Raw genomic sequence first — 24,153 nt, forward strand, 5'->3', positions numbered from 1 at the left:
ACACACACAATCATGGGATTCTTAAAATCTTTCTTCTCGGGAAAACCCGACAACCCGATGGCCGAACAAGAGAAGGCCAAACAAAAGAACTTCGACATATTCAAATACGACGGCATGCGCGCCCAACGGATGGGACGACTGGACTATGCCATCCGCTGCTTCACCGAAGCACTGGCCATACACGACGATTTCGAGACACGCAACTACCTGGCACAAGCCTATACCCACTACAACCAGCCGGAAGAAGCACGAAAACAATTGGAACAAATGGCACAGATGGAACCGACACACACATCCACCTTCCTTGCCCTGGCCAACATCTGCTACATGCTGGAAGACTATCCAGCCATGGCACAGGCAGCCCAAAAAGCCATCAGCCTGGAAGAAGGAAACGCCATGGCACACTATCTGCTGGCCAAAGCCGATAACGGACAAGGCGACGGACTGATGTGCATCGCCCATCTCACACAGGCCATCACCCTGAAAGAAGATTTCACCGAAGCACGCCTGCTACGAGCCGAAGCCCTGATGAAAATGCACCAATACAAAGAAGCATTGGAGGACTTGGAAACCATCCTGGCCCAAGAACCGGATGAAGAAAACGCCTTGCTGCTGCGCGGACAAGTGGCAGAAGCCACCAATGCCCCAGAAAAAGCCGAGGCAGACTACCGCCACATCACAGACGTAAATCCCTTCAACGAACAAGCCTTTGTCTGCCTGGCACGCCTCGAAATAGCCCAAAACAAACTGCCGGAAGCCATCAAACTACTGGACGAAGCCATCGAACTGAACCCGGACAGCCCAGCCCTTTATCATGAACGCGGACGTGCCAAACTGCTGAACGGAGACAAAGACGGCTCGATGGAAGACTTGAAGAAAGAACTGGAACTGAACCCTAAAGAAGTAGAAAGACTGAACGGCAAGTTCGGCAACCAACCGCTGACGCAGCAAACCGACATCTTAGGGCTGTGACAACACAATGCCCCAAAGCCGCCCTATCTGTCGCAGACCGGACGGCTTCACTTTTCACGAAGAGTAGTAATCTATATTAAGGTTCAGGTTGACACATTATTCGCTTCCTCCTCCCAGGGCGTGGTAGAGTTCTATCACGCCCTGTATTTCATCATAACGGGCTGAAGCGACACTCAATTGGGCCGAGAGCAGGGATTGCCGGGCGGTGAGCACCTGGAGGTAGTTCGTGTCCGCCGAATTCTCCATCAGCAGTTCCGTGTCTCCCAGTGTGATGGTGAGCTGTTCCACCTGCCCGCTGTCCAGCCGGATGCGTTCGCGGGCGGTCTGCCACTGTGCCAAGGCGTTGTTCACCTCATTGCCTGCATCCAGCAGGGACTGGCGGAACTGTAGCACGGCTTCCTCTTGCTGCGCCTTGGCTATGCGGAGGTTGGCCACGTTCTGTCCGCGGTTGAAGAGGGGTTGCACCAGCGACCCGACGGCCTGGAGCAGCCAGGCACCGGGGTTGGCGACGGTGCCGCCGTTGTTGGTCCAGCCTGCCGAACCACTGAGGGTTATCGAAGGATAGAAAGCCGCACGGGCGGAGTTGGCGGCATAGAAAGCTTGCATTAACTTTACTTCGGCCTGGCGCACGTCGGGACGACGTGCCAAGAGGTCGAGCGGTACCCCTACGCTAAGGTGAGAAGGGAACTGCTGCCCGTCCATCGTACCGCGCTCCAGACGCCGGGGTGTCAGACCGACAAAGACGCAAAGAGCATTTTCCTGCTCGATGGCCTGCTGCTGGAGGCTTAGGAGCGATGATTCGGCAGCCAGCCGCGAGGCTTCAGCCTGTGCCAGTGTGGCACGGTCGGCCTGCCCCGCCTGCATCAGGGCGGAGAGGCTGCGGACGTATTCGCGCCAACTCTCGGCCGTCTGTTCGGTGATGCGTATCTGTTCGTCCAGCATCAGCAGGGCGTAGTAGCTGTCGGCCACGGTGGCGACCACCTGCGTCTGCATGGCCTGCCGGTAGGCGTCGCTGGCGAGGAGCGAGGCCAAAGCCTGCCGCTTGGAGTTGCGCAGTTTGCCAAAGAGGTCGATTTCCCACGAAGCAGAGGCGCCCACGCTGTACGTCTTCTGCCCGTCGAAACTCGACAGGGTGCCTGTCGGTTCCAACTGCACGGAGGGCAGGTAGGCCAGCTTAGACTGGCACAGGGTGGCTTGCGCTTCCTCCACTTGCAGGCGGGCTACGGCCAGGTCGGCATTAGCTGCCAATCCCTGTCGGATGAGTTGTTGCAGGCAAGTGTCGGTGAAGAGCTCTTCCCACCGCAACGTAGCGATGGAACGGGTGGTGTCCGGGCGTGCTTCGGGACGGTAGAGGCTGTCCATGTCGGCCACCGCCTGCGCCGGACGCTCGTAATTGGTGTAGATGCCGCACGAGGCCAACATTACGGCGGCAAACACTATCAGGGTATGTCTCAACATATTCATATCAATAAAGGACTTACAAACTAATAAACTTGTCTACTCACAATGAGGGTTATTCATCACGCTTCCGATCGGGCATCAGCCTTTCCTGCATCGCCTGGAAGACGATGAACAGGGCGGGCACCACAAAGAGCAGGGCCAGCGTGCCCACCAACAGTCCGCCCACCACGCCGGTGCCGAGCGAGATGTTGCCATTGGCGCCCGCTCCGCTGGCGAAGACCAGGGGGAGCATGCCGATGGCCATGCAAAGCACCGTCATGAGGATAGGACGCAAGCGGATGGCAGCAGCCGACACGGCGGCCTGAGCCAGCGTCATGCCATGTCGGCGGCGCGTGGCGGCGTACTCGGTGATGAGGATAGCCGTCTTGGCCAGCAGGCCGATGAGCATGATGAGTCCCGTCTGCATGTAGATGTTGTTCTCCAGTCCGCACAGATTACTCAGCGCGAAGCTACCCAACAGGCCGAAGGGCACGCTGAGCATGACGGCCAGCGGCACGAACAGGCTCTCGTAGAGCGCACAGAGGATGAGGTAGATGAAGACGATGCAGAGGGCGAAGACGATGATAGTGTTCGACCCGCTGCCCGCCTCCTCACGGGTGATGCCGGCATATTCGTAGCCGTAACCTACGGGCAGCGTCTCCTGCGCCACCTCGGCGACGGCCTGGATGACGTCGCCCGACGAATAGCCGTCGTTCATCATGGCGTTGACCTGGATGGAGCTGTACAGGTTGAAGCGCGTCAGCGTCTCCGGCCCGTAAGCCTTGCTCAGCGTAACGAACTGGCCGATGGGGGCCATGTCGCCCGCGTCGGTACGCACGAACATGTTGTTCAGTGCGTCCTTGTTCAAGCGAAAATCCTTGTCGGCCTGTATGTAGACGCGATAGAGCTTAGAGAAGCGGTTGAGGTTGGAGACATAGTTGCCGCCGATGTAGCCCGACATCACCGAAAGGACGTCTGAGGGAGACACGCCCATGCGCTTGCAGCGCGCGGCATCCACTTCGACAAGATACTGCGGGAACTTGGTGTCGAACGTCGTATAGGCCATCTGCACCTCCGGACGGGCATTGAGGGCGGCGATAAACTTGTCCGTGTGTTCCTTCAGTGTCTCTATTGAGCCTCCGGCACGGTCCTGCACGTACAGTTCCACGCCGCTGCCGGTGGAGTATCCCATGATGGTGGGCTGTGCGAAGGCAAAGAGTTTGGCACTATGTATGTTTGCCGTGCGACGATAGATTTCGGCAATGACACTGCTGATGTAGTCCTCATCGTCGGGGCGTTCGCTCCAGTTTTTCAGCTTGATGATGAGCATGCCGCCACTCGGTGCTTGACCGCCCATCATACTGTAGCCCGACACGTTGGAGTAACGCTCAATCTGCGGGATGTCCTTGATGCAGGCCTCCACCTCCTCCATCGCCCGGATGGTGGTGGAAAGGCTGCTGCCCGGCGGGGTAGTGACGTTGACGAAGACGGTGCCCATGTCCTCGTCGGGCACCAGACCGGTCTTGGTATTTTGCATCAGCACAACGAGCAAAGCTACAGCCGCCACAATGCCCACGCCAATGAGCCACTTGCGACGGAAGAACCACTTCACACCGCCCTTGTACTTGTATACCAACTGATTGAAGGCCGCTTCGAAGGCATGATGGAAGCGAGAGGAGAAGCTCAGTTTCTGTCCCGCCACACGCTCCATGTGGGGAGTCATGAACAAGGCGCACAGAGCCGGGCAGGTGGTCAGGGCATTGAGGGCCGATAGCCCCACGGCCACGGCCATCGTCAGACCGAACTGCATATAGAATGTGCCGCTCGTCCCGCCCATGAACGACGTGGGGATGAACACTGCCATGAATACCAACGACGTAGTGATGATGGCCGCCCCAATGTTGCTCATAGCCTGCGTAGTGGCCTTGTAGGGCGACTTGATACCCTCGTCGAACTGCGCCTGCACCGCCTCGACCACCACGATGGCATCGTCCACCACCGTACCAATGACCAATACCAAGGCAAACAAAGTTAAAAGATTAAGGGAGAAGCCCGCCACGTAGAGGAAGGCAAACGTACCCACCAGCGACACGATGACCGAGATGGCCGGTATGATGGTGGAGCGTATGCTCTGCAGGAAGACATACACTACGAGAATAACCAGGATGATGGCCTCGACCAACGTCTTCACCACCTCATGGATAGAGGCGTCGAGAAACTCCTTGGTGCTCATCAGGTCCACCAGTTCCAGCCCCTTGGGCAATTCTTGGCGCACTTCTTCCATCAGCCGGTCTATCTCGGTGATAATCTCGTTGGCGTTCGAGCCTGCCGTTTGTGCAATCATGGCCGTGGCACCCGGATGCCCGTCAATCTCGCCGTTGTAGGCATAGGTCTGCGCCCCCAGTTCTATCTTGGCGATATCGTTCAGCCGCAACACTTCGCCACTCTCCAATGCCTTCACCACGATGTTGCCGAACTCTTCGGCAGTCTCATATCGGCCTCGATACTTCAAGGTATATTGAAAGGTATTCTCCGAGTCCTCGCCCAATGTGCCCATGGCAGCTTCAACGTTCTGTTCGTCGAGTATGGCGGCCACATCGTCGGGCACCAGGCTGTATTGGGCCATCCGTTGCGGGTCGAGCCAGATGCGCATGGCATAGTCGCCACCCATCACGTTGACATTGCCCACACCGCTGATGCGTGACAGGCGCGGCTCGATGTTTATCTTGAAGTAATTGTTGATGAACGTCTGGTCATACGAATCGTCGGGACTATACAAGGCGATAATCTTCAGCATGGAATTCTGTCGCTTCTCCACCGTCACGCCAATCTTGGTGACTTCGGCGGGCAGCAGTCCCTCGGCCTCGCTGACGCGGTTCTTGGTGTTAATGGTGGCCATGTCCGGATCAGTTCCTTGTTTAAAATAGACAGTAATGCTGCCCGAGCCGGTGTTGGTCGAGGTGGAGGTCATGTAGAGCATGTCCTCCACGCCATTGATAGCCCCCTCAAGGGGGACGACGACAGATTTCTGTACGGCCTCGGCATTGGCACCCGTGTAGGTGGCGGATACCATGACCGTGGGCGGCGCGATGTCCGGATATTGCTCCATCGGCAAGTTGACCAGGCCGATAAGCCCCACCAGCAGGATAAGCACCGACACGACGCAGGCCAAGATGGGGCGGTCTATAAAGAGTTTCAGTTTCATGATTCTATACGATTAAGTCGATGTGGAATAATTATTGTCAGGAGCATAGGGAGGATTCATCAATTTCATACTTTGAACCCATTGGTTTTATACTTTGAACCTTTCGGTTTCATGGCTTGAAACCGTTAGTTCCAAGGCTTGAAACCATCAGTTTCATGGCTTGAAACTATAAGTTCCAAAGCCTGAAAACGAGTGGAACTCCTATTGGTCTATTATTCAAATACTTGCATTTTTGTCTTCCGGATGCGGAACAGCCACGGTGGTACCCTCTTGCAGCAGGCCGGCACCTTCGGCCACGATGACATCGCCTACCTGCAAGCCGCTCTCCACAATGTATTCTTGTCCGTCATTGATGGGGAAAACGGTAATTTGGCTCGACGTGGCTTTCCCGTCCACCACCCGATAAACGAACACCTTGTCCTGTATCTCGTAGGTAGCTTCCTGCGGGACGACCAGCACGCTGTCCCGTTGGTAGGGGAAAACGAGCGTAGCACTGCTGCCGTTGCGCAACATCCTTTCCGGGTTGGGGAAGGTGGCCCGCAGGCTCACCGCGCCCGTCCCGCTGCTGATGGTTCCGCTGATGGCGTCGATGTGTCCCGCATGGGCATACGGCTGGCCGTTGCTCAGGCGCAGCGAAACTTCGGCATCTGCGCCAGGGTCTTGTCCAGCGTGCCGTGCTCGCGGATGAGGCTCAGCACCTGGCTCTCGGTCAGGGAGAAGTAGACGTACATCTCCTCGTCGTCGGAGACGGTGGTGAGCGGGGTCTGTATGCTGGCATCAACCAAGGCCCCCACGCGGTAAGGAATCATGCTCGCCACGCCGTCCACGGGGCTCTTCACTACGGTGTACGACAGGTCATTCTTCGCACTCGTTTCCTGCGCCCTGGCCTGGGCCAAGGCCGCCTCGGCCTCCAGCAGCGAGTTCTTGGCTGTTTGCAGGTCGAAGGCAGACACCACCTTGTTGTCGAAGAGCGTCTGCTTGCTGTTGGCGGTCATACGGGCGGTGGCCACGGCCGCCTCGGCGCTGCGCACGTTGGCCACGGCCGTTTCCAGTGCTGCCTGGTAGGGCACCTGGTCGATGATGAACAGCGGTTGCCCCTTGCTCACCTTAGCACCTTCGTCGATGCACACTTCGGTGATAGTGCCGCTCACCTGCGGGCGAATCTCCACGCTCTGCCGTCCTTCGACTACGGCGGTGTATTCACGCGTCAGTGTACGGTCCGTCGGACTGAGTGTCAATGTCTTATACTGTGCCCCGCCACTCTGCTGCGGGGCTTCCTTGCATGCAGCCAGCCATAACAGGCACAGGCTGCAGACGGTGGTCCGTCCAAACAATCTTGTCATCCTTGTCATAACGTATTCTATTGAAATCGGGGGCAAAGTTACGGGGCAACAGATGGGGGATTCTCGTCCGAATCCTTATTAGATTGGTTCCAAACCGGGCATTACCGTTTTTTTACTTTAAGAGTGCTAATAAGATGGAAAACGCTTCAGCGCTTACGGGTTTTGCCTTACTTTTACGCCCGCTAACCGCCGCATCTATCTATACATTATATATATGGACAACTTCAAAGAGACTGCTACAACCTGGCTGCGCAACGGACAGGAAGCAAACGAACAGGGGCAGATGGACATCGCTACATACGGCAACTCCCTGCTGATGGCGCAAGTGACAGGAACAGACTTCCGCCTACACAACGATTGGCCGCCTCCACATTGGCACGTATTCCTGCATGTGCACGAAGGAGAACTGCGCCTGACTGCCAACAACGAACGCCTGGGTTTCGAAACACCGGTGTATGTAGACTTTCTCTCCAATGCCCGATGGACGAACGTAACCTTCGTAGGACGTTACCGCGCTTGCTTCGTGCTGGTCGAACAGCAATTCTTCATGGAATCCACCCAGCAGATGCGCAGCAAGATAAGCGAAGGCATGATGCGGTTCGCCCAGTCGCCCTTCACCCCGATGGACGAATCTGAAAGCAAGCGTCTGCAACGGTTGGAGGAGGCCATGTTCGACACCCTGCGCGACGGACGGAGCATGTTTCTCCGCGAACTACTCCAGACCATGGCCTGCGCCTGGCAGTACGAACTGTGGAACATCTTCTTCCGCCGCCTGCAAACCTCGCGCACAGAAATCAAATCCCATTGGGGAGACGCTGCCGCGCAATTCTTCTACCTGGCACACACGCATTGCCGCGAGCGACACGAGGTCGGCTGGTACGCACGACAGGTGGGGCTCTCGTCCGACGCGCTGTCCGCTGTCTTGAAGCGTTTCTGCGGAAAGTCAGCCAACGCCATCCTGACGGAACTACTGGCGGAAGAGGCCAAGGTCTGCCTGCGCAACCCGTCACTGTCCGTGCAGGAGGTGGCCGAGATGCTGCACTTTGCCGACCAGTCGGCCTTCGGAAAGTTCTTCAAACGGCAGTGCAGCATGTCGCCCATGCAATACAAAAAGGAGACGGAGCAGTCCGGATGAAGTTTTTTTGCTGTATAAAGTCAAAAAAACACGGACTTTTGTTTGTTTTTCACAGAAAAGCATTACTTTTGCCGCGTAATCAAAAACAAGAATACAAAGCACAGAGAACTTATGAAGTCATTTAACTACGCATATTACTTCTTCTTTTACTTTTACTTTAGCCACAAAGTAGAGCGGGAGTTTGTATGTGTCAAGTGACAGTGACGCTTAAGAACTGAAACAAGAACTTAAATGAAAAGATATGAATCCCGCTCCTACGACTGGAAGCGGGATTTTTTGTTAGACACCACAACGTATGAAACGAATAGCCATCCAAGGAACACTGGGTTCCTACCACGACATCGCCGCACACCGCTACTTCGAGGGCGAGGACATCGAACTCATCTGCTGTGCCACCTTCGAGGAAGTGTTCGACGCCATCCGGCAGGACAGCCGCACCATCGGTATGCTGGCCATAGAGAACACCATAGCCGGCAGCCTGCTGCACAACTACGAACTGCTGCGCCAGAGCGGCACGCAGGTGGTGGGCGAATACAAGCTGCGCATCAGCCACAGCTTCGTCTGCCTGCCCGAAGACGACTGGGACAGCATCCGGGAAGTACACTCACACCCCATCGCCCTGATGCAGTGCCGCGACTTCCTGAGCCGTCACCCGCACATCAAGGTGGTGGAAGCCGAGGACACCGCCCTCAGCGCTGAGATTATCCACCGCGACAGCCTCTACGGGCACGCTGCCATCTGCTCGAAGTACGCCGCCGAGCTCTACGGCATGAAGGTGCTGGAAGAGGGCATCGAGACCAACAAGCACAACTTCACGCGCTTCCTCGTCGTGGCGGACCCCTGGCAGGTGGACGACCTGAACCGCCAACGCACCCGCGAACCCAACAAGGCCAGCATGGTCTTCACCCTGCCGCACCAGGAGGGGAGCCTGTCGCAAGTGCTCAGCATCTTGTCGTTCTACCGCATCAACCTTACCAAGATACAGTCGCTGCCCATCATCGGCCGCGAGTGGGAATACGAATTCTACGTGGACGTCATGTTCGACCAGATGCTGCGCTACAAGCAGGCCATCGCGGCCATCAGTCCACTGACCAAGCAACTTAAAATTTTAGGAGAATACGAAGATGGAAAAGCAAGCATCCAGTAAAGCTACGAGTTACAGGCCCGCCGACCGCCTGGCAGGCGTGAGCGAATACTACTTCTCGCGCAAGCTGAAGGAGGTGGCCGAGATGAACGCCAAGGGGCTGGACGTCATCAGCCTGGGCATTGGCAGCCCGGACATGCCGCCTTCGGAAGAGACGATACGCACCCTGTGCCAAGCCGCCAACAACCCCGACGGCCACGGCTACATGCCCTACGTGGGCATACCCGAACTGCGGCAGGCCTTTGCCGACTGGTACCGCCGCTGGTACGGCGTCAGCCTGGACCCGAAGACGGAAATCCAGCCGCTCATCGGCTCGAAGGAAGGCATCCTGCACGTCACGCTGGCCTTCGTGAATCCCGGAGAGCGCGTGCTGGTGCCCAACCCCGGATATCCCACGTACACCTCGCTCAGCAAGCTGCTGGGCGCGGAGGTCGTCCCCTACGACCTGAAGGAAGAGGACGGCTGGATGCCCGACTGGGACGGGCTGGAGGCGATGGACACGAAGGGCGTCCGCCTGATGTGGACCAACTATCCCAACATGCCCACCGGCGCGCCCGCCACGCCGGAGCTGTACGAACGGCTGGTGGACTTCGCCCGGAGGCGGGGCATCGTCATCGTCAACGACAACCCGTACAGCTTCATCCTCAACGACCACCCGCTGAGCATCCTCGCCGTGCCCGGTGCCAAGGACTGCTGCATCGAGTTCAACTCGATGAGCAAGAGCCACAACATGCCCGGCTGGCGCATCGGGATGCTGGCCTCGAACGCGCAGTTCGTCCAGTGGGTCTTGAAGGTGAAGAGCAACATAGACAGCGGCATGTTCCGCGCCATGCAACTGGCCGCCGCCACGGCCCTGGAGGCAGACACCACGTGGTACGAGGGCAACAACGCCAATTACCGCCGCCGCCGCGCCCTGGCCGAAGACATCATGCACGCCCTGGGCTGCACGTTCGACCCGCGGCAGGCCGGCATGTTCCTCTGGGGCCGCATCCCCGACCTATATAATAATGTAGAGGAACTGACGGAGCGCGTGCTGCACGAGGCCCGCGTCTTCCTGACCCCAGGCTTCATCTTCGGCACGAACGGCGCGCGGTATATCCGCATCTCGCTCTGCTGCAAGGACGAGCGGCTGGCCGAGGCGTTGAGGCGCATCCGGCAGGTGTTCTGAAAACGCGCCACGATGCCGCCGAAACTGCGACCCGACGCGGTTAAAAACGCGACCCGACGCAGTTATAAACGCGACCCGACGGAGTTGAAAATGCGACCCGACGCATTTTTAACGGCGATACGTCGCATTTTTGACGACAATACGTCGCATTTAAAATGAAGTAATAATGAATTACAAAACCGATAAAAAACCAACGATTATGGAACTCCAACTCGAACCCATCAAGCTGCCCGGCGTCCCCGAAGAACGCCCGCTGGTCATCGCCGGCCCGTGCAGTGCCGAGACCGAAGAACAAGTGATGAACACCGCCCGCCAACTGGCCGACAAGGGGCTGAAGATATTCCGCGCCGGCATCTGGAAACCGCGCACCAAGCCCGGAGGCTTCGAAGGCATCGGCGTCGAAGGCCTGGCCTGGCTCAAGCAGGTGAAGCAGGAGACGGGCATGTACGTCTGCACCGAAGTGGCCACCGCCAAGCACGTCTACGAATGTCTCAAGGCCGGCATCGACCTGCTGTGGATAGGCGCGCGGACGACGGCCAACCCCTTTGCCGTACAGGAAATAGCCGACGCGCTGCGCGGCGTGGACATCCCCGTGCTGGTGAAGAACCCCGTCAACCCCGACCTCGAACTGTGGATTGGCGCCCTGGAGCGCATCAACCAGGCCGGACTGAAGCGTCTGGCCGCCATCCACCGCGGCTTCTCCTCGTACGAAAAGAAGATATACCGCAACCTGCCCCAATGGCACATCCCCATCGAGCTGCGCCGCCGCATCCCGCAACTGCCCATCATCTGCGACCCGAGCCACATCGGCGGCAAGCGCGAACTCATCGCCCCCCTGTGCCAGCAGGCCATGGACCTGGGCTTCGACGGCCTCATCGTCGAGAGCCACTGCTCGCCCGACCAGGCCTGGAGCGACGCCGCCCAGCAGGTGACGCCCGACGTGCTGGACTACATCCTCAACCTCCTCGTCATCCGCAGCGAAACACAGACCACCGAGAACCTCTCCGAACTGCGCAAGCAGATAGACGAGTGCGACAACGAAATCATCCAAACCCTGGCCAAGCGCATGCGCATCGCCCGCGAAATCGGCACCTACAAGAAAGAGCATGACATGACCATCCTCCAGACGGGCCGTTACAACGAAATATTGGACAAGCGCGGCTCGCAAGCCTCGCTCTGCGGCATCGACCCCGAGTGCGTCAAGAAAATCTTCGAAGCCGTGCACGAAGAAAGCGTGCGCCAGCAGATGGAAATCATTAATAAGTAAAACAATCAATGATAAATGATAAATGGTTAATACGTGCCACCTCTTCCCATCAGGCATTGTCATTGACCATTTATCATTAACCATTAATCAATAAAGAAATGCGAATACTAATCCTCGGAGCCGGCAAGATGGGCTCCTTCTTCACCGACATACTGAGTTTTCAACACGAGACCGCCGTCTACGACACCAACCCGCACCAGTTGCGCTTCGTCTACAACACCTACCGCTTCACCACGCTGGACGAAATCAAGGAGTTCGAGCCGGAGCTGGTCATCAATGCCGTCACGGTGAAATATACCCTCGACGCCTTCCGTCAGGTGCTGCCCGTCCTGCCCAAAGACTGCATCATCAGCGACATCGCCTCCGTCAAGACCGGGCTGAAGAAGTTCTACACCGAGAGCGGATTCCGCTACGTCTCCACCCACCCGATGTTCGGCCCCACCTTCGCCAGCCTCAGCAACCTGAGCAACGAGAACGCCATCATCATCACCGAGGGCGACCACCTGGGCCGCATCTTCTTCAAGGACCTCTACCAGCAGCTCAAGCTTAACATCTTCGAGTACACCTTCGACGAGCATGACGAGACCGTGGCCTACTCCTTGTCCATCCCCTTCGTCTCCACCTTCGTCTTCGCCGCCGTCATGAAGCACCAGGAGGCGCCCGGCACGACGTTCAAGAAGCACATGGCCATCGCCCGTGGCCTGCTCAACGAAGACGACTACTTGCTGCAGGAAATCCTCTTCAATCCCCGCACCCCCGCCCAGGTGGAGAACGTCCGCCTCGAACTGAAGCAGCTACTGGAAATCATCACCAACCGCGATGCCGAAGGGATGAAGAAGTATCTGACGAAGATTCGGGGGAAGATAAAATAAAGATAAAATGCCCACAGCAACACAGGGAAATGCCTTCTCCGTGTTGGCTGTTTCAAGAAACATCACTACCTTTGCTTGCAAACATCCAAAAAGGAAGGCTTATGACACAGTTAATCGTTACATTAGAAGAAGGTTCGTTTACCTCCAACATCCAGAAGGCCATAGAGATGCTGAAAGGGGTAATCGGCGTATCATTGTATGAAGGAAAGAAAGAAGACAGTGCTCACACTTCCCAACAGTCTACAACGTATTCCCCCCGCATTCGGCGGCTTCGCGGCATCGCCAAAGGCATTACCCGCCAACAAATCGAAGAAGATGAACGACTTTCTTACCTACTCAAAAAATGACAAAGATATTTCTCGATACAAACATTATACTAGACTTTATCCTGGAACGCGAAGGAGCCGATAATGCCGCTGACCTCCTGCAACTGGGCGAGGAAAAGAAGATACAACTCATGGCTTCTTTCCTGACAATGGCCAACACTGCCTATGTCATTCGCAAGGGTCATACGCAGGAAGAATTGTACAGCATACTTGCCGACCTCTCGGACATGCTGGAAATACTACCGATGGACAAAGAGCAGTTCGCAAAAGCCTTAAGTTGTCCCGCCAGCGATTTCGAAGATGTCTTGCAATATGAATGTGCCAAAGCCAACGGCTGCGAAGCCATCATCACCCGAAACCGCAAGCATTTCTCCTTCGCCGAGTTACCAGTACTGACCCCTGCCGAATTTCTTCAACCAACTCAATCGTGTAAATGATTGACCACTCCACCATCGACCGCATCATGGACGCGGCGCAAATCTACGACGTCGTGTCCGACTTTGTCACCCTGCGCAAACGCGGGGTGAACTATGTGGGCCTGTGCCCTTTCCACGACGACAAGACGCCGTCGTTCTACGTCTCGCCCGCCAAGAACCTCTGCAAGTGCTTCGCCTGCGGCAAGGGAGGCAATCCCGTGCACTTCATCATGCTGCACGAGCAACTGTCCTATCCCGATGCCCTGCGCTTCCTGGCCAAGAAGTACCACATCGAAATCCAAGAACGCGAACAGACCGCCGAAGAGAAGGCCGCACAGACCGAACGCGACAGCCTCTTCATCGTCAACCAGTTTGCCTGCGACTACTTCCGCAGCACCCTGCGCAACACGGACGAAGGGTGCAACATCGGCATGGCCTACCTGCGCAGCCGTGGCTTCCGCGACGACATCATCGAGAAGTTCCAACTGGGCTACTGCACCGAGAGCCACGACGCCTTTGCCAAGGAAGCGCTGGCCAAAGGCTACCAGCAGGATTATCTGGTGAAGACGGGCCTCTGCTACGAGACGGACGACCACCGTCTGCGCGACCGCTTCTGGGGCCGCGTCATCTTCCCTTTCCACACGCTGAGCGGCAAGGTGGTGGCCTTCGGCGGGCGCGTACTAGCATCCGCCACCAAAGGGGTCAAGATGAAGTATGTCAACTCGCCCGAGTCGGAAATCTACCACAAAAGCAACGAACTCTACGGCATCTACCAGGCCAAGCAGGCCATCGTGAAGCAAGACCGTTGCTTCCTGGTGGAAGGCTACACGGACGTCATCTCCATGCACCAGAGCGGCGTGGAGAATGTAGTTGCTTCGTCGGGCACCGCCCTGACCACCCACCAAATCAAACTGATACACCGCTTCACCAACAACCTCACCGTGCTCTACGACGGTGACGCCGCCGGCATCAAAGCCTCGCTGCGCGGCATCGACATGCTGCTGGAGGAGGGGATGAACATCAAGGTCTGCCTCCTGCCCGACGGCGACGACCCCGACTCCTTTGCCCGCAAACACAACAGCGCCGAGTTCCAGACGTTCATCCGCGAGCACGAGACGGACTTCATCCGCTTCAAGACCAACCTCCTGCTGGAAGACGCGGGCCGCGACCCCATCAAGCGGGCCGAACTCATCGGCAGCCTGGTGCAGAGCATCGCCGTCATCCCCGAGGCCATCGTACGCGACGTATATATCAAGGAATGCGCCCAACTGCTGCACGTTGAAGACAAACTATTGGTCTCCGAAGTGGCCAAACGCCGCGAGAAACAGGCCGAGCAACGTGCCGAACAGCGCGAACGCGAACGCCGCCAGGCCCAAGCACGTGCCGCCGCCGAGCAGGACGGAGAAGCCGCACCCAACGACGTCCCGCCTCCTCCTGCGGAAGAAGATATCCCTGCCCCGACTCCTACGGACACCTACCAGTCGTTCATCCCCCAGGAAGACAAGGAAGGCCGCGAATTCTACCGCTACGAGCGGCTCATCCTCCAGATGGTGGTGCGCTACGGCGAGCGTGTCATGTGCAACGTGGCCGACGAAGAAGGTCGCGAGGTGCCTGTCACTGTCACCGAATACATCGTCTCCGACTTGCAACAGGACGAGCTGGCCTTCCACAATCCCCTGCACCGCCGGATGCTGCAAGAGGCCGCCGAGCGCATCCACACCGAAGGCTTCCGCGCCGAACACTACTTCCTCAACCACCCCGACCCTGCCATCAGCCGGCTCAGCGCCGAACTGGTGAGCGACCGCTACCAGTTGAGCAAGTACCACTACAAGAACCAGCACATCGTCACCGACGAAGAACGCCTCTACGAACTGGTACCCCTCCTGATGGTCAACTTCAAGTATGCCATCGTCAGCGAAGAGCTGACCCACCTCATGCGCGCCCTGCAAGACTCCGCCGTCCTCAGCGACAACGACCGCTGCACCGCCATCCTGACGCGCTACAACGAGCTGAGGCAGGTGCAGAGCGTGATGGCCAAAAGGCTGGGAGACCGCGTCGTGCTGAAACTTTAATAATGAAGAACTAAAAATGAAGAATGAAGAATTGGCGCGTGGCGTCGGCTACCTCATTCTTAATTCTTAATTCATCATTCTTAATTCTTAATTCTTCATTCTTCATTAACCTAACATTAACCTAACCTTAACCCAACGCCTCCCCCCACTTGCCTACCTTTGCCGCACGAACCAAAACACAGAGACAACGTATGAAATGCTTAATCATCTTCCTGGCCGTGGCGGCAACGGCCTTTATCAACCTGCTCATCCCTGTCACCGCCAACACGGCCGACAGCCTGCATAGCGGCAAAGCACGGACAATGTCCTGCCAAGACACCCTCTTTGTACTGCCGAATATTGATAAAGAAGCCTTTTCCATCCTATATAACAGCCTTCTTTATCCTATATAACAGCCTGTTTTATATCATATAACAGCCTGTTATAAATAATATAAAAGCCTGTTATATCATTCCTTTCTACAGACTTGACAGCCTCCTGCAACTACCAAGCTCCTGCCAAGACAGTGCAACGAACAGATTTTATCAGTTGGAAACCAACGGCGAAATGAAAAACTCCGTATCTTTGACCCTGTGATTGAGAATCAGAAATATATACACAAGATGACACAGCCGTGCGTCGACAGGGGTCATCATTTTAATGAAGAATGAAATAAACAAATAACTAACAGCAATAAAAAAGGAGGAAGGACGAAGAAAGCCAACGCCACGCGCCAAATTCTTCATTCTCCATTCATAATTCTTAATTGGATATATGGTAAAGCTATTACTCGTAGAAGACGACGTAAACCTGAGTTACATCGTGCAGACCGCCCTCGAGGACCTCATCGGCGATTACCAGGTGTTCACCGCCGCCAACGGCGCGGAAGGACTGAAACAATGGGAGGCGCATAAGCCAGACATCATCGTGAGCGACATCGAAATGCCCGTGATGAACGGCTTCGACATGGTGCGCCGCATCCGCGAGACAGACAAGACGACGCCCATCATCTTCGGCTCGGCCCTCACCTCGCCCCGCGACGTGAAGGAAGGCTACAAGCTGGGTGTGAACAACTACGTGAAGAAACCTTTCGTGCCCGATGAGCTGGACGCCCACGTCCATGCCCTGCTGAAGCTGACCGAAGGCCATAAGACCAGCGACGAGACCGACCACTACCGCCTGGGCCGCTACACGCTGGACGCCCCGCACGCCATGCTGCGCGACGACCAGACAGGAGAGCTGCAAACCCTGAGCCAGCGCGAGGCCCAGTTGCTGCAACTCCTGGCCGAAAACCGCAACCAAACCGTCCGCCGCGAAGCCATCCTCAGCCGCCTGTGGGGCACAGAGGAGAAAGACTACTTCGCCTCACGCAGCCTGGACGTATTCGTCAACAAGCTACGCAAACTGTTGGCCGACGAGCCGCAGGTGGAGATAAAAACCGTGCGCGGCGTGGGACTGATGCTTCATTTCAAAAGCCTCGCTTGATGAGGTTCATAAACTCCTCGCGCGTCTTGGCCTGGTTGAAGCCGCCAGAGAAATCGGAAGTGGTAGTAATGGCATTCTGCTTTTCCACGCCCCGCATCTGCATGCACATGTGTTTGGCTTCGACCACTACCATAACCCCCAACGGGTTAAGTGTCTCCTGGATGCACTCCTTGATTTGCAGCGTCATACGCTCCTGCACCTGAAGACGGTGTGAAAAGATGTCTACCACGCGGGCTATCTTGCTCAGCCCCGTGATATAACCATTAGGAATATAGGCCACGTGCGCCTTACCGTAGAAGGGCAACATGTGGTGCTCGCAGAGGGAGAAGAAATCAATGTCCTTCACAATGACCATCTGGTTATAATCCTCCCGGAACTTGGCCGAGCGGAGTACCTCGTGCGGGTCCATGGCATAGCCGTGGGTCAGGGTAAGCATAGCCTTTGCCACACGTTCCGGGGTTTTCAACAAACCTTCTCGGTTCGGGTCTTCCCCCAGCAGGGTAAGTATGCGATGATAATGCTCTCTAAGCTCGTCCAGATGGGGCGAGGGAAATTCTTCTTTTCCTAACATGATGGAAATGAGGTATGGGTTAATAACTTACAGCGGGACGTTAATCTGCTCCCTTACAATAGACACGGCTTTGAAGTCTCCCCCCAAAGCCCGCAGTTGACGCATGACGGCATCGGCCTCCTCAATGCTGCTGAAGTCGCCCGCCCGGCACAGCCAACGCGGAGGGTTGAACGTGGTGTACACGGGCAATTCAGGAAACAGTTCCTTGACGCGCTTGGCCACGTCGTGTGCCTGATTCTTGGCAGCACGTGTATTGTTGCCGGCATAAATCTGGATACGGTAGCCGGCCTTTTTCAGAACCCGCGTACCGTCTGCCGCCACGGGCACGGCATCCGAGCCGACCAGGGAGGCGATGCGGGCATCTTGATGGATGGTCACTTTGCCCTGTCCGGGCACGTCACGTTGCAGGCTGCCAAGGATGCTGTTGTCCTGTGCCGAGGCAGAGACAGCACAAACCAGGCAAAGCACCGAAAGTAAAACAAGTCTCTTCATCTTCCTTTTTACGACTATTGATAAGTTCCGGCATCCGGAAAGAGCCAACCGGTGGGCGGAATGAAAACGGGAGAATGAAGAACAAAGCCGCCAAGAAGAGTCTCCCCATCCTTCAGCCTCCGTTCTTCATTCTCCGTTCTCTTGATTGATTAATTGAAAGCGTCGATGATGCCCTTGAAGTCAGCAGCCTTCAGTGCAGCGCCGCCAATCAGGCCGCCATCCACGTCGGGATTGGCAAAGAGTTCCTTGGCGTTAGAGGGCTTGCAGCTTCCACCGTACAGAATAGAGCAGTTGTCGGCTACTTCCTGGCCATACTTCTCGGCCACCTTCGAGCGGATGAAGGCGTGGATTTCCTGTGCCTGCTCGGGTGTGGCAGTCTTGCCAGTACCGATAGCCCAGACGGGTTCGTAAGCCAGGATAATCTTCGAGAAGTCCTCAGCAGAAAGCGAGAAGACAGAAGCCAACTGGGCGGCAACCACTTCGTTTTGCTTGCCGGCTTCGCGTTCTTCCAATACTTCACCGATGCAGAAGATGGGTTTCAAACCGTGTGCCAGAGCCAACTTCACTTTCTCTTCCAGGATTTCTACCGTCTCGTGGTAGTAGGCACGACGCTCGGAATGACCCAGAATAACGTACTGAGCACCCGTAGAAGCTACCATGGCGGCAGAAACTTCGCCCGTGTATGCACCCGATTCCTTGTCGGCGCAGTTCTCGGCACCCACACCAATCTTGGCGGCATCTACCAACGGAGTCACCGAAGCCAAGTGAATGAAGGGCGTGCAGATAATCACATCGCAATTAGGCTTTTCGTTAGCCAACATTTCATTCAGTTCTTTTGCCAGAGCAATACCCTCTTGGAGAGTCTTGTTCATTTTCCAGTTTCCTGCTACAATGTTCTTTCTCATAATTGTTACTATAATTAATGGTTAATGAATCGTTTCTTTTTCTTCTGTCGCCTGTTTCCGCAGAGCCCCTTGCCATTTGTGCCGCTCCCGGCGTTTCACCACGAGCACGTCGAGGGAAATGACCAACAGCAGGGGAATGATGAACCACAACAGCACATAGCCCATCGTACGCCAATCGTTCACAGCCTTTTGCTGCCCCAAGGGAAGGTCGTCAAGAGGGCCTGTCAGCATATATTCGTCGGGAAGGTCGTTATCGCTCCATTTGTTCAGTATGGTACCCTCTTTCAACAGAAGCAAGCCGGGGTTGGAACGGATAATCGTCTTCAGCTCAATATCGTCCACGATGCCAAAAGGATATTCACCTCCTGTACGGTCGCTCCACAATTCGATGGCATCCGCCGAAGAAGACGTGAGCGCATAGAAGGCATAACCATGTTCTACGCTGTAATCATATATTTCGTTGATAAGGTCGATGTTGCTATCGTCAGCCTCTTCCACCCGGTACATCACCAGCAGGAACACGTAATTCGTATCGGCCAAGATGCTTCCGGTCAGGTCCTCGCCCGTCTCCAAGCTCTGAACGTTGAAATCCTTAATGGGCGGCTCATAGCCTTTCTCCACCAGAACGGAACGCGCCTCAACAAAGGTCCACGTGCTGTCCGGATAGTTGTCCAGCGTAAATTCCTGCCGCTTTCCGTCTTTCTCCAATACAAAATGCTGTTCGAAGACACTGGGTTTGGCTCCTTCGGGAACCTCCATCGCCTTCCCGATATTAACGCCTATCTTGTAAGGGCGGAAGTCAAGGATGGGCAGGTAGGACAAACAGTAGAAAGACAGTACAAAGATGAAGAGAAAAGTGTAGGTAGACACCATCCATTCCATCTTTGGCGTAATGAAGCGGAAAACGTCCGCCCGCCACTTATAGACCACGACGGCCATCGCCAGCAGCACTACATTCTTGCCGAACGTCTGCCAATTGGTCAACACCCAGGCATCGCCAAAACAACCGCAATCGGATACGGGATTGAACAGAGCCAGGTAGAGCGTCAACGGGGTCATGACCAGCATCAGAAGCAAAGTCAGAAATATAGCCAACCGACGGCGGACACCAATGAACAGGAAGATGCCTACACAAAATTCGATGGCTGAAAGGCCGACGGCAGCCAGCAGAATCAGGATGTGAGGCATCCACGGCATGCCGAAAGCAGCCAGATAATCTTCTATCTTATAGAAAAAGCCCAACGGGTCTACCGCTTTGGCAAAACCGGAAAAGATAAAAGTGGCTCCCAGCACAAAGCGGCACACATTGACTGCAACCTTGCGTATGATATGTCTCTGTTTAGTCTCCAAACTCTATTTTTATCAAAGCAAACACGGCGTAATTAATCATGTCCATGTAGTTGGCATCCACGCCTTCGGACACCAACGTCTGGCCAGCCAGCGTTTCTATCTGCTTGGTACGGTAGATTTTCATCAGAATCAGGTCGGTGTACGAACTGATGCGCATGCCGCGCCATGCCTCGTCATAGTCGTGGTTCTTGGCCAGCATCAGATCCAAGGAAGCTTTGGCATATTTGTCATAGAGAGACAGCGCCTCGTCGTTGCTGATGTCGGCCGAATCGGCATGTCCCAATTCCAACTGTATCAGACCCACAATGCCATAGTTGACAATGGCCATAAACTCGGGCCGTATGCCTTCGTCCACCAATGCAACCCCCTTGACCTCGATGCTGCGGATGCGGTTGGCCTTGATGAACAGTTGGTCGGTGACAGAAGCCGGCCGCAGGATGCGCCACGCCGGACCATAATCATGCAATTTCTTGGCAAAGAGGTCGCGGCAGATGGCTATTACGTGTTCGAACTGTTGCTTGGTATCTTTCATATCCTTGGAAATGTTCGTGCAAAGGTAGGAATAATATAAGGAATAAAGAAAGAGGGCACTCTAAATTATATTAAAGTACCCTCTTCTGCGTATGATTGTTTACGTTTTTATGAACAACGCAGTACTTGCCCCGGACGCAAAACGGTGCGACGCGTCAGGTGGTTCAGCTTGCACAACTGGCTGACTGTCGTCCCCTGTTTGCGTGCAATCTTGGACAACGTATCCCCCCGTTTGACTTTATAGAACAAGCCTTTCGATGAAGAGCCTTTCTGCGAGTTGCCTTTGTCTTTATGGAACGTGTATGTGTCGGCCACGATGTCCTGCTTCTCGAAGTCGAACATCAGTGCCGGATTCAAGGGAATGCCCAGGAAGCGGGTCTCGAAATGCAGATGTGAACCGGTAGAACGCCCCGTATTGCCGCCCAATGCAATGGCCTCGCCGGCTCTGACCAATTGGTCTTCTTTCACCAGTTGCTTGGACAAATGTCCATAAACAGTCTCCAGACCGTTGTCATGACGGATGACCAGGTATTTTCCATAACCACGGCGCCCTTGGTTTTTCACCACACGCACCTTGCCGTCGAAGGCTGCCCGGATGGTATCGCCGACATAGACCTTGATGTCCAGTCCGTAATGTCCACGGCGACGGCGGGGACGGTAACCGAAGATGTCCGTGATTTTGGTATGCTCGGTCGGCATGCAAAAACCGGTCAAATCGAAGGTATAGCTTTCGGGGATAATGGCGTCTTTGTAGGCGACGGTCTCGTTGTTCCAGGAGGGGTAGATATCGAACGCGGGATAGAGGGATTGCTCCACGCGGATTTGTTTTTGGAGAGCTAAAGAATCTACGCTTTTCAGTTTTCTGTCGATAGGAGCCTGACGGGCAATGAGGTCTTGCGAATAAGCCTGTGTGCCAAACACCGTTGCAGCAACCATACAAAGCGTTTTAATCAAAGGTAGTTTCATTCGTTTCGTTGTTCAGTTTGGATGTCCGGGCATCCGTTTTATGCGTGTTTAAAAAAAATTTTTCCAAAGATAGCACTTATCGGCGAAAAAGCGGATTCATCCTTAACTATTTTTTTACTTACAAGACGAGGGGAAAGTGTTTCCATTCCGATAAATCGTTATTTATCAGCAATATAAGAGAAATATGTTATGCAACATATTTCTCGTTGCATTTCTTTCCGAAAGTCACCGTAAAGCATCAGACGACAAATGTGTAAGAAATCTTTCTGAAACCCCTCTGCACACCCGTCACGGTTTCGACGAACAAGAAGCATGGCCCGGACGGACAAGAAGCGCGGCTCGGACGGACAAGAAGCAGGCTTCCGGTGCGGGCAGCAGGAGATACATTTTCGGAAAAATCACTTAGAAACCGAGGTTAACTGATGGCTGCCCAATTGATATTGGTCTTCCGCAAAGCTTTCAGTTGCCGCCAGAGCACCAAGTTGTCGGGCGATGTGCCGTCCGGGTCGTTTTCTACCACCTTTTGCGCCACTTCGCGGACATACTGCAAAAGCTGGCCGTCGCGGGCAATGTCAGCAATCTTCAAATCGAAAGCCACCCCGCTTTGCTGAGTTCCTTCCAAATCTCCAGGGCCGCGCAGCTTCAGGTCGGCTTCGGCAATCTCAAACCCGTCATTGGTACGAACCATGATTTCCAGTCGTTTGCGGGTATCTTCCGCCAGTTTGTAGCCAGTCACCAAAATGCAATACGACTGGTCGGCACCGCGCCCCACACGTCCTCTCAACTGGTGAAGCTGGGACAGCCCGAAGCGTTCAGCATTTTCAATGACCATAACCGAAGCATTGGGCACGTTCACCCCGACCTCAATCACCGTGGTGGCCACCATGATTTGTGCCTCACCCGAGACAAAGCGCTGCATCTGCTCATCCTTCTCGGCTGGCTTCATACGTCCGTGCACCTTGCACACCACGCAATCGGGAAAAGCGCCACAAATACGCTCATAGCCCTCTTCCACATTTTTCAAGTCGGTTTTCTCGCTTTCCTTAATCAACGGATAGACAATGTAGACCTGGCGTCCCTCGTCTATCTGCTTGCGGATGGAGCGGTAAAGGCTCTCGCGATGGCTGTCAAACTGATGGACAGTGACAATGGGCTTGCGTCCGGGAGGCAGCTCGTCAATGACCGACACGTCTAAATCTCCATACAACGTCATGGCCAAAGTACGTGGAATAGGAGTAGCCGTCATCACCAGTACGTGCGGTGGCTGCTCGTTCTTCGTCCACAAACGCGAACGCTGCTTCACGCCAAAACGATGCTGCTCGTCGATGACCGCCAACCCCAATGAAGCGAAATTCACCGTATCTTCAATCAAGGCGTGCGTCCCGACCAATATGCGCACATCGCCCGCCAGCAATCCGGCCAGAATGGCCTCGCGCCGCTTGCCTTTCACAGAACCGGTCAGCAGCTCCACACGGATATCCATGCCATCCAGAAAACGGCAGATGGTGTCGTAGTGCTGATTGGCAAGAATCTCGGTAGGAGCCATCAGGCATGCCTGGTAACCATTGTCCAACGCTATCAACATGCTCATCAGCGCCACCAACGTCTTCCCGCTCCCCACGTCGCCTTGCAGCAGGCGGTTCATCTGACGGCCCGACCCCAGGTCTCGGCGGATTTCTTTCAACACACGTTTCTGTGCATTGGTCAATTCAAAAGGAAGACACTCGGAATAGAACTTGTTGAAAATATCGCCCACCTTGCCGAACACGTACCCCCGGTAACGGCGCTGACGGTCTTGGGCATAACGCAAAATGTTAAGCTGGACATAAAACAGTTCCTCAAACTTCAGACGGTATTGCGCCTTGCGCAGCAGTTCGGCACTGGCCGGGAAATGAATATTGCGCAAAGCATCTGTCAAAGGCATCAGATGGTGTTCGGTCAAGATGGCTTGCGAAAGCGTCTCAGGCAAAGGCTCGTTCACCTGTCCCAACAAAGCGGACATCATCCGTTCAATGGCCCGAGAATTTAGCGCGGTACGCTTCATGCGCTCCGTCGTGTTGTAATAAGGTTGCAGTCCCATTGCCGACAGCTTCAAATCGCTCACCTCCTCTATGTCCGGATGGGCAATGTTGAAGCGCCCATTGAAAGGCGTAGGCTTGCCGAACACGATGTACTCTTTATGCACCTTATACTTGCCTACCACATATTTGATTCCCTGAAACCAAACCAGGTCTACCACGCCAGTCCCGTCCGAAAAATGGGCAATCAGCCTCCGCCCACGCCCTTCTCCCGTCAGCTCCGTGCCCAATATTTCTCCTTTTAACTGGATATAAGGCATCGAACCGTCAATCTCGCGGATGGCATAGATACGGCTTCGGTCAACATATTTATAAGGGAAATAATAAAGGAGGTCGTGCAAGGAAAAGATGCCCAGCTCTTTGTTGAGCAAAGCTGCCCGCTGAGGGCCGACCCCAGAAAGGTACTTGATGTCACGCGTGGTCAAGTCGAACATGG

The 24,153-nt window shown here is 55.2% G+C and carries 20 protein-coding genes and 1 pseudogene; 11 read left to right on the plus strand and 10 right to left on the minus strand.

Features of this window, described 5'->3' with window-relative positions; translation table 11 throughout:
• Nucleotides 1-12 precede the first annotated feature (12 nt).
• Nucleotides 13-972 carry a tetratricopeptide repeat protein gene (locus M3090_RS00050; RefSeq protein WP_249053348.1) on the plus strand — a complete coding sequence of 320 codons (960 nt, stop codon included), beginning with the start codon at nt 13-15 and terminating at the stop codon, nt 970-972.
• A gap of 96 nt (nt 973-1,068) precedes the next feature.
• On the opposite strand, the gene M3090_RS00055 is transcribed toward M3090_RS00050, so the two are convergent.
• From M3090_RS00055 to M3090_RS00065, 3 genes and pseudogenes are all read right to left on the minus strand, one after another.
• The gene (locus M3090_RS00055; RefSeq protein WP_249053349.1) at nt 1,069-2,430 is read right to left on the minus strand and encodes an efflux transporter outer membrane subunit; all 1,362 of its coding nucleotides are present in this window, start codon (nt 2,428-2,430) and stop codon (nt 1,069-1,071) included.
• A 55-nt stretch (nt 2,431-2,485) separates the two neighbouring features.
• On the minus strand, nt 2,486-5,617 hold the full coding sequence (locus M3090_RS00060) for an efflux RND transporter permease subunit (protein ID WP_249053350.1): 3,132 nt from the start codon (nt 5,615-5,617) through the stop codon (nt 2,486-2,488).
• A 216-nt stretch (nt 5,618-5,833) separates the two neighbouring features.
• Nucleotides 5,834-6,960, minus strand: a pseudogene (locus tag M3090_RS00065) (efflux RND transporter periplasmic adaptor subunit).
• Between the two features lie 214 nt (nt 6,961-7,174).
• Between M3090_RS00065 and M3090_RS00070 the strand changes: the two are divergent.
• The 10 genes from M3090_RS00070 (at nt 7,175) to M3090_RS00115 (ending at nt 16,824) form a co-directional block, all read left to right on the plus strand.
• Nucleotides 7,175-8,095, plus strand: a complete 921-nt coding sequence (locus M3090_RS00070; protein ID WP_249053351.1) for a helix-turn-helix domain-containing protein — start codon at nt 7,175-7,177, stop codon at nt 8,093-8,095.
• A 295-nt stretch (nt 8,096-8,390) separates the two neighbouring features.
• Nucleotides 8,391-9,242, plus strand: a complete 852-nt coding sequence (locus M3090_RS00075; protein WP_249053352.1) for a prephenate dehydratase — start codon at nt 8,391-8,393, stop codon at nt 9,240-9,242.
• Nucleotides 9,220-10,407, plus strand: coding sequence for a pyridoxal phosphate-dependent aminotransferase (locus M3090_RS00080; protein WP_249053353.1), 1,188 nt, complete (start codon nt 9,220-9,222; stop codon nt 10,405-10,407). The genes M3090_RS00075 and M3090_RS00080 overlap by 23 nt, the downstream gene beginning before the upstream one ends.
• Before the next feature lie 199 nt (nt 10,408-10,606).
• Nucleotides 10,607-11,674, plus strand: a complete 1,068-nt coding sequence (locus tag M3090_RS00085; protein ID WP_249053354.1) for a bifunctional 3-deoxy-7-phosphoheptulonate synthase/chorismate mutase type II — start codon at nt 10,607-10,609, stop codon at nt 11,672-11,674.
• A gap of 98 nt (nt 11,675-11,772) precedes the next feature.
• Nucleotides 11,773-12,546 (plus strand): prephenate dehydrogenase, encoded by a 774-nt coding sequence (locus M3090_RS00090; RefSeq protein WP_249053355.1) that lies wholly within the window; start codon nt 11,773-11,775, stop codon nt 12,544-12,546.
• A gap of 101 nt (nt 12,547-12,647) precedes the next feature.
• Complete coding sequence (locus tag M3090_RS00095; protein ID WP_249053356.1) at nt 12,648-12,893, plus strand: hypothetical protein; 246 nt, start codon at nt 12,648-12,650, stop codon at nt 12,891-12,893.
• Nucleotides 12,890-13,309, plus strand: coding sequence for a type II toxin-antitoxin system VapC family toxin (locus M3090_RS00100; protein WP_249053357.1), 420 nt, complete (start codon nt 12,890-12,892; stop codon nt 13,307-13,309). Before M3090_RS00095 ends, M3090_RS00100 begins: the two co-directional genes overlap by 4 nt.
• Nucleotides 13,306-15,360 (plus strand): DNA primase, encoded by a 2,055-nt coding sequence (gene dnaG, locus M3090_RS00105; protein ID WP_249053358.1) that lies wholly within the window; start codon nt 13,306-13,308, stop codon nt 15,358-15,360. The genes M3090_RS00100 and dnaG overlap by 4 nt, the downstream gene beginning before the upstream one ends.
• 191 nt (nt 15,361-15,551) lie before the next feature.
• Entirely contained in the window at nt 15,552-15,752 is a 201-nt protein-coding gene (locus M3090_RS00110) for a hypothetical protein (protein ID WP_249053359.1), read from the plus strand.
• Between the two features lie 361 nt (nt 15,753-16,113).
• Nucleotides 16,114-16,824 carry a response regulator transcription factor gene (locus tag M3090_RS00115; RefSeq protein ID WP_249053360.1) on the plus strand — a complete coding sequence of 237 codons (711 nt, stop codon included), beginning with the start codon at nt 16,114-16,116 and terminating at the stop codon, nt 16,822-16,824.
• Here the strand turns inward: M3090_RS00115 and folE are convergent.
• The 7 genes from folE to recG form a co-directional block, all read right to left on the minus strand.
• Nucleotides 16,808-17,395, minus strand: coding sequence for a GTP cyclohydrolase I FolE (folE, locus tag M3090_RS00120; protein WP_249053361.1), 588 nt, complete (start codon nt 17,393-17,395; stop codon nt 16,808-16,810). The genes M3090_RS00115 and folE overlap by 17 nt on opposite strands.
• A 27-nt stretch (nt 17,396-17,422) precedes the next feature.
• Nucleotides 17,423-17,887 (minus strand): SPOR domain-containing protein, encoded by a 465-nt coding sequence (locus M3090_RS00125; protein WP_249053362.1) that lies wholly within the window; start codon nt 17,885-17,887, stop codon nt 17,423-17,425.
• A gap of 149 nt (nt 17,888-18,036) precedes the next feature.
• Nucleotides 18,037-18,792 carry a triose-phosphate isomerase gene (gene tpiA / locus M3090_RS00130; protein ID WP_249053363.1) on the minus strand — a complete coding sequence of 252 codons (756 nt, stop codon included), beginning with the start codon at nt 18,790-18,792 and terminating at the stop codon, nt 18,037-18,039.
• A gap of 21 nt (nt 18,793-18,813) precedes the next feature.
• A complete protein-coding gene (locus M3090_RS00135) occupies nt 18,814-20,142 on the minus strand; it encodes a BT_3928 family protein (RefSeq protein WP_249053365.1) in 1,329 nt (442 codons plus the stop codon).
• Nucleotides 20,132-20,674: a DUF1599 domain-containing protein gene (locus tag M3090_RS00140; RefSeq protein WP_249053366.1), complete on the minus strand. Its 543-nt coding sequence runs from the start codon at nt 20,672-20,674 to the stop codon at nt 20,132-20,134. Before M3090_RS00140 ends, M3090_RS00135 begins: the two co-directional genes overlap by 11 nt.
• Before the next feature lie 107 nt (nt 20,675-20,781).
• Nucleotides 20,782-21,639 (minus strand): peptidoglycan DD-metalloendopeptidase family protein, encoded by an 858-nt coding sequence (locus M3090_RS00145; protein WP_410553155.1) that lies wholly within the window; start codon nt 21,637-21,639, stop codon nt 20,782-20,784.
• A 415-nt stretch (nt 21,640-22,054) separates the two neighbouring features.
• Nucleotides 22,055-24,151, minus strand: coding sequence for an ATP-dependent DNA helicase RecG (gene recG, locus M3090_RS00150; RefSeq protein WP_249053367.1), 2,097 nt, complete (start codon nt 24,149-24,151; stop codon nt 22,055-22,057).
• Nucleotides 24,152-24,153: the final 2 nt, after the last annotated feature.

It is taken from the genome of Bacteroides sp. ET71 (assembly GCF_023336905.1).
Taxonomy (GTDB): Bacteria; Bacteroidota; Bacteroidia; order Bacteroidales; family Bacteroidaceae; genus Bacteroides.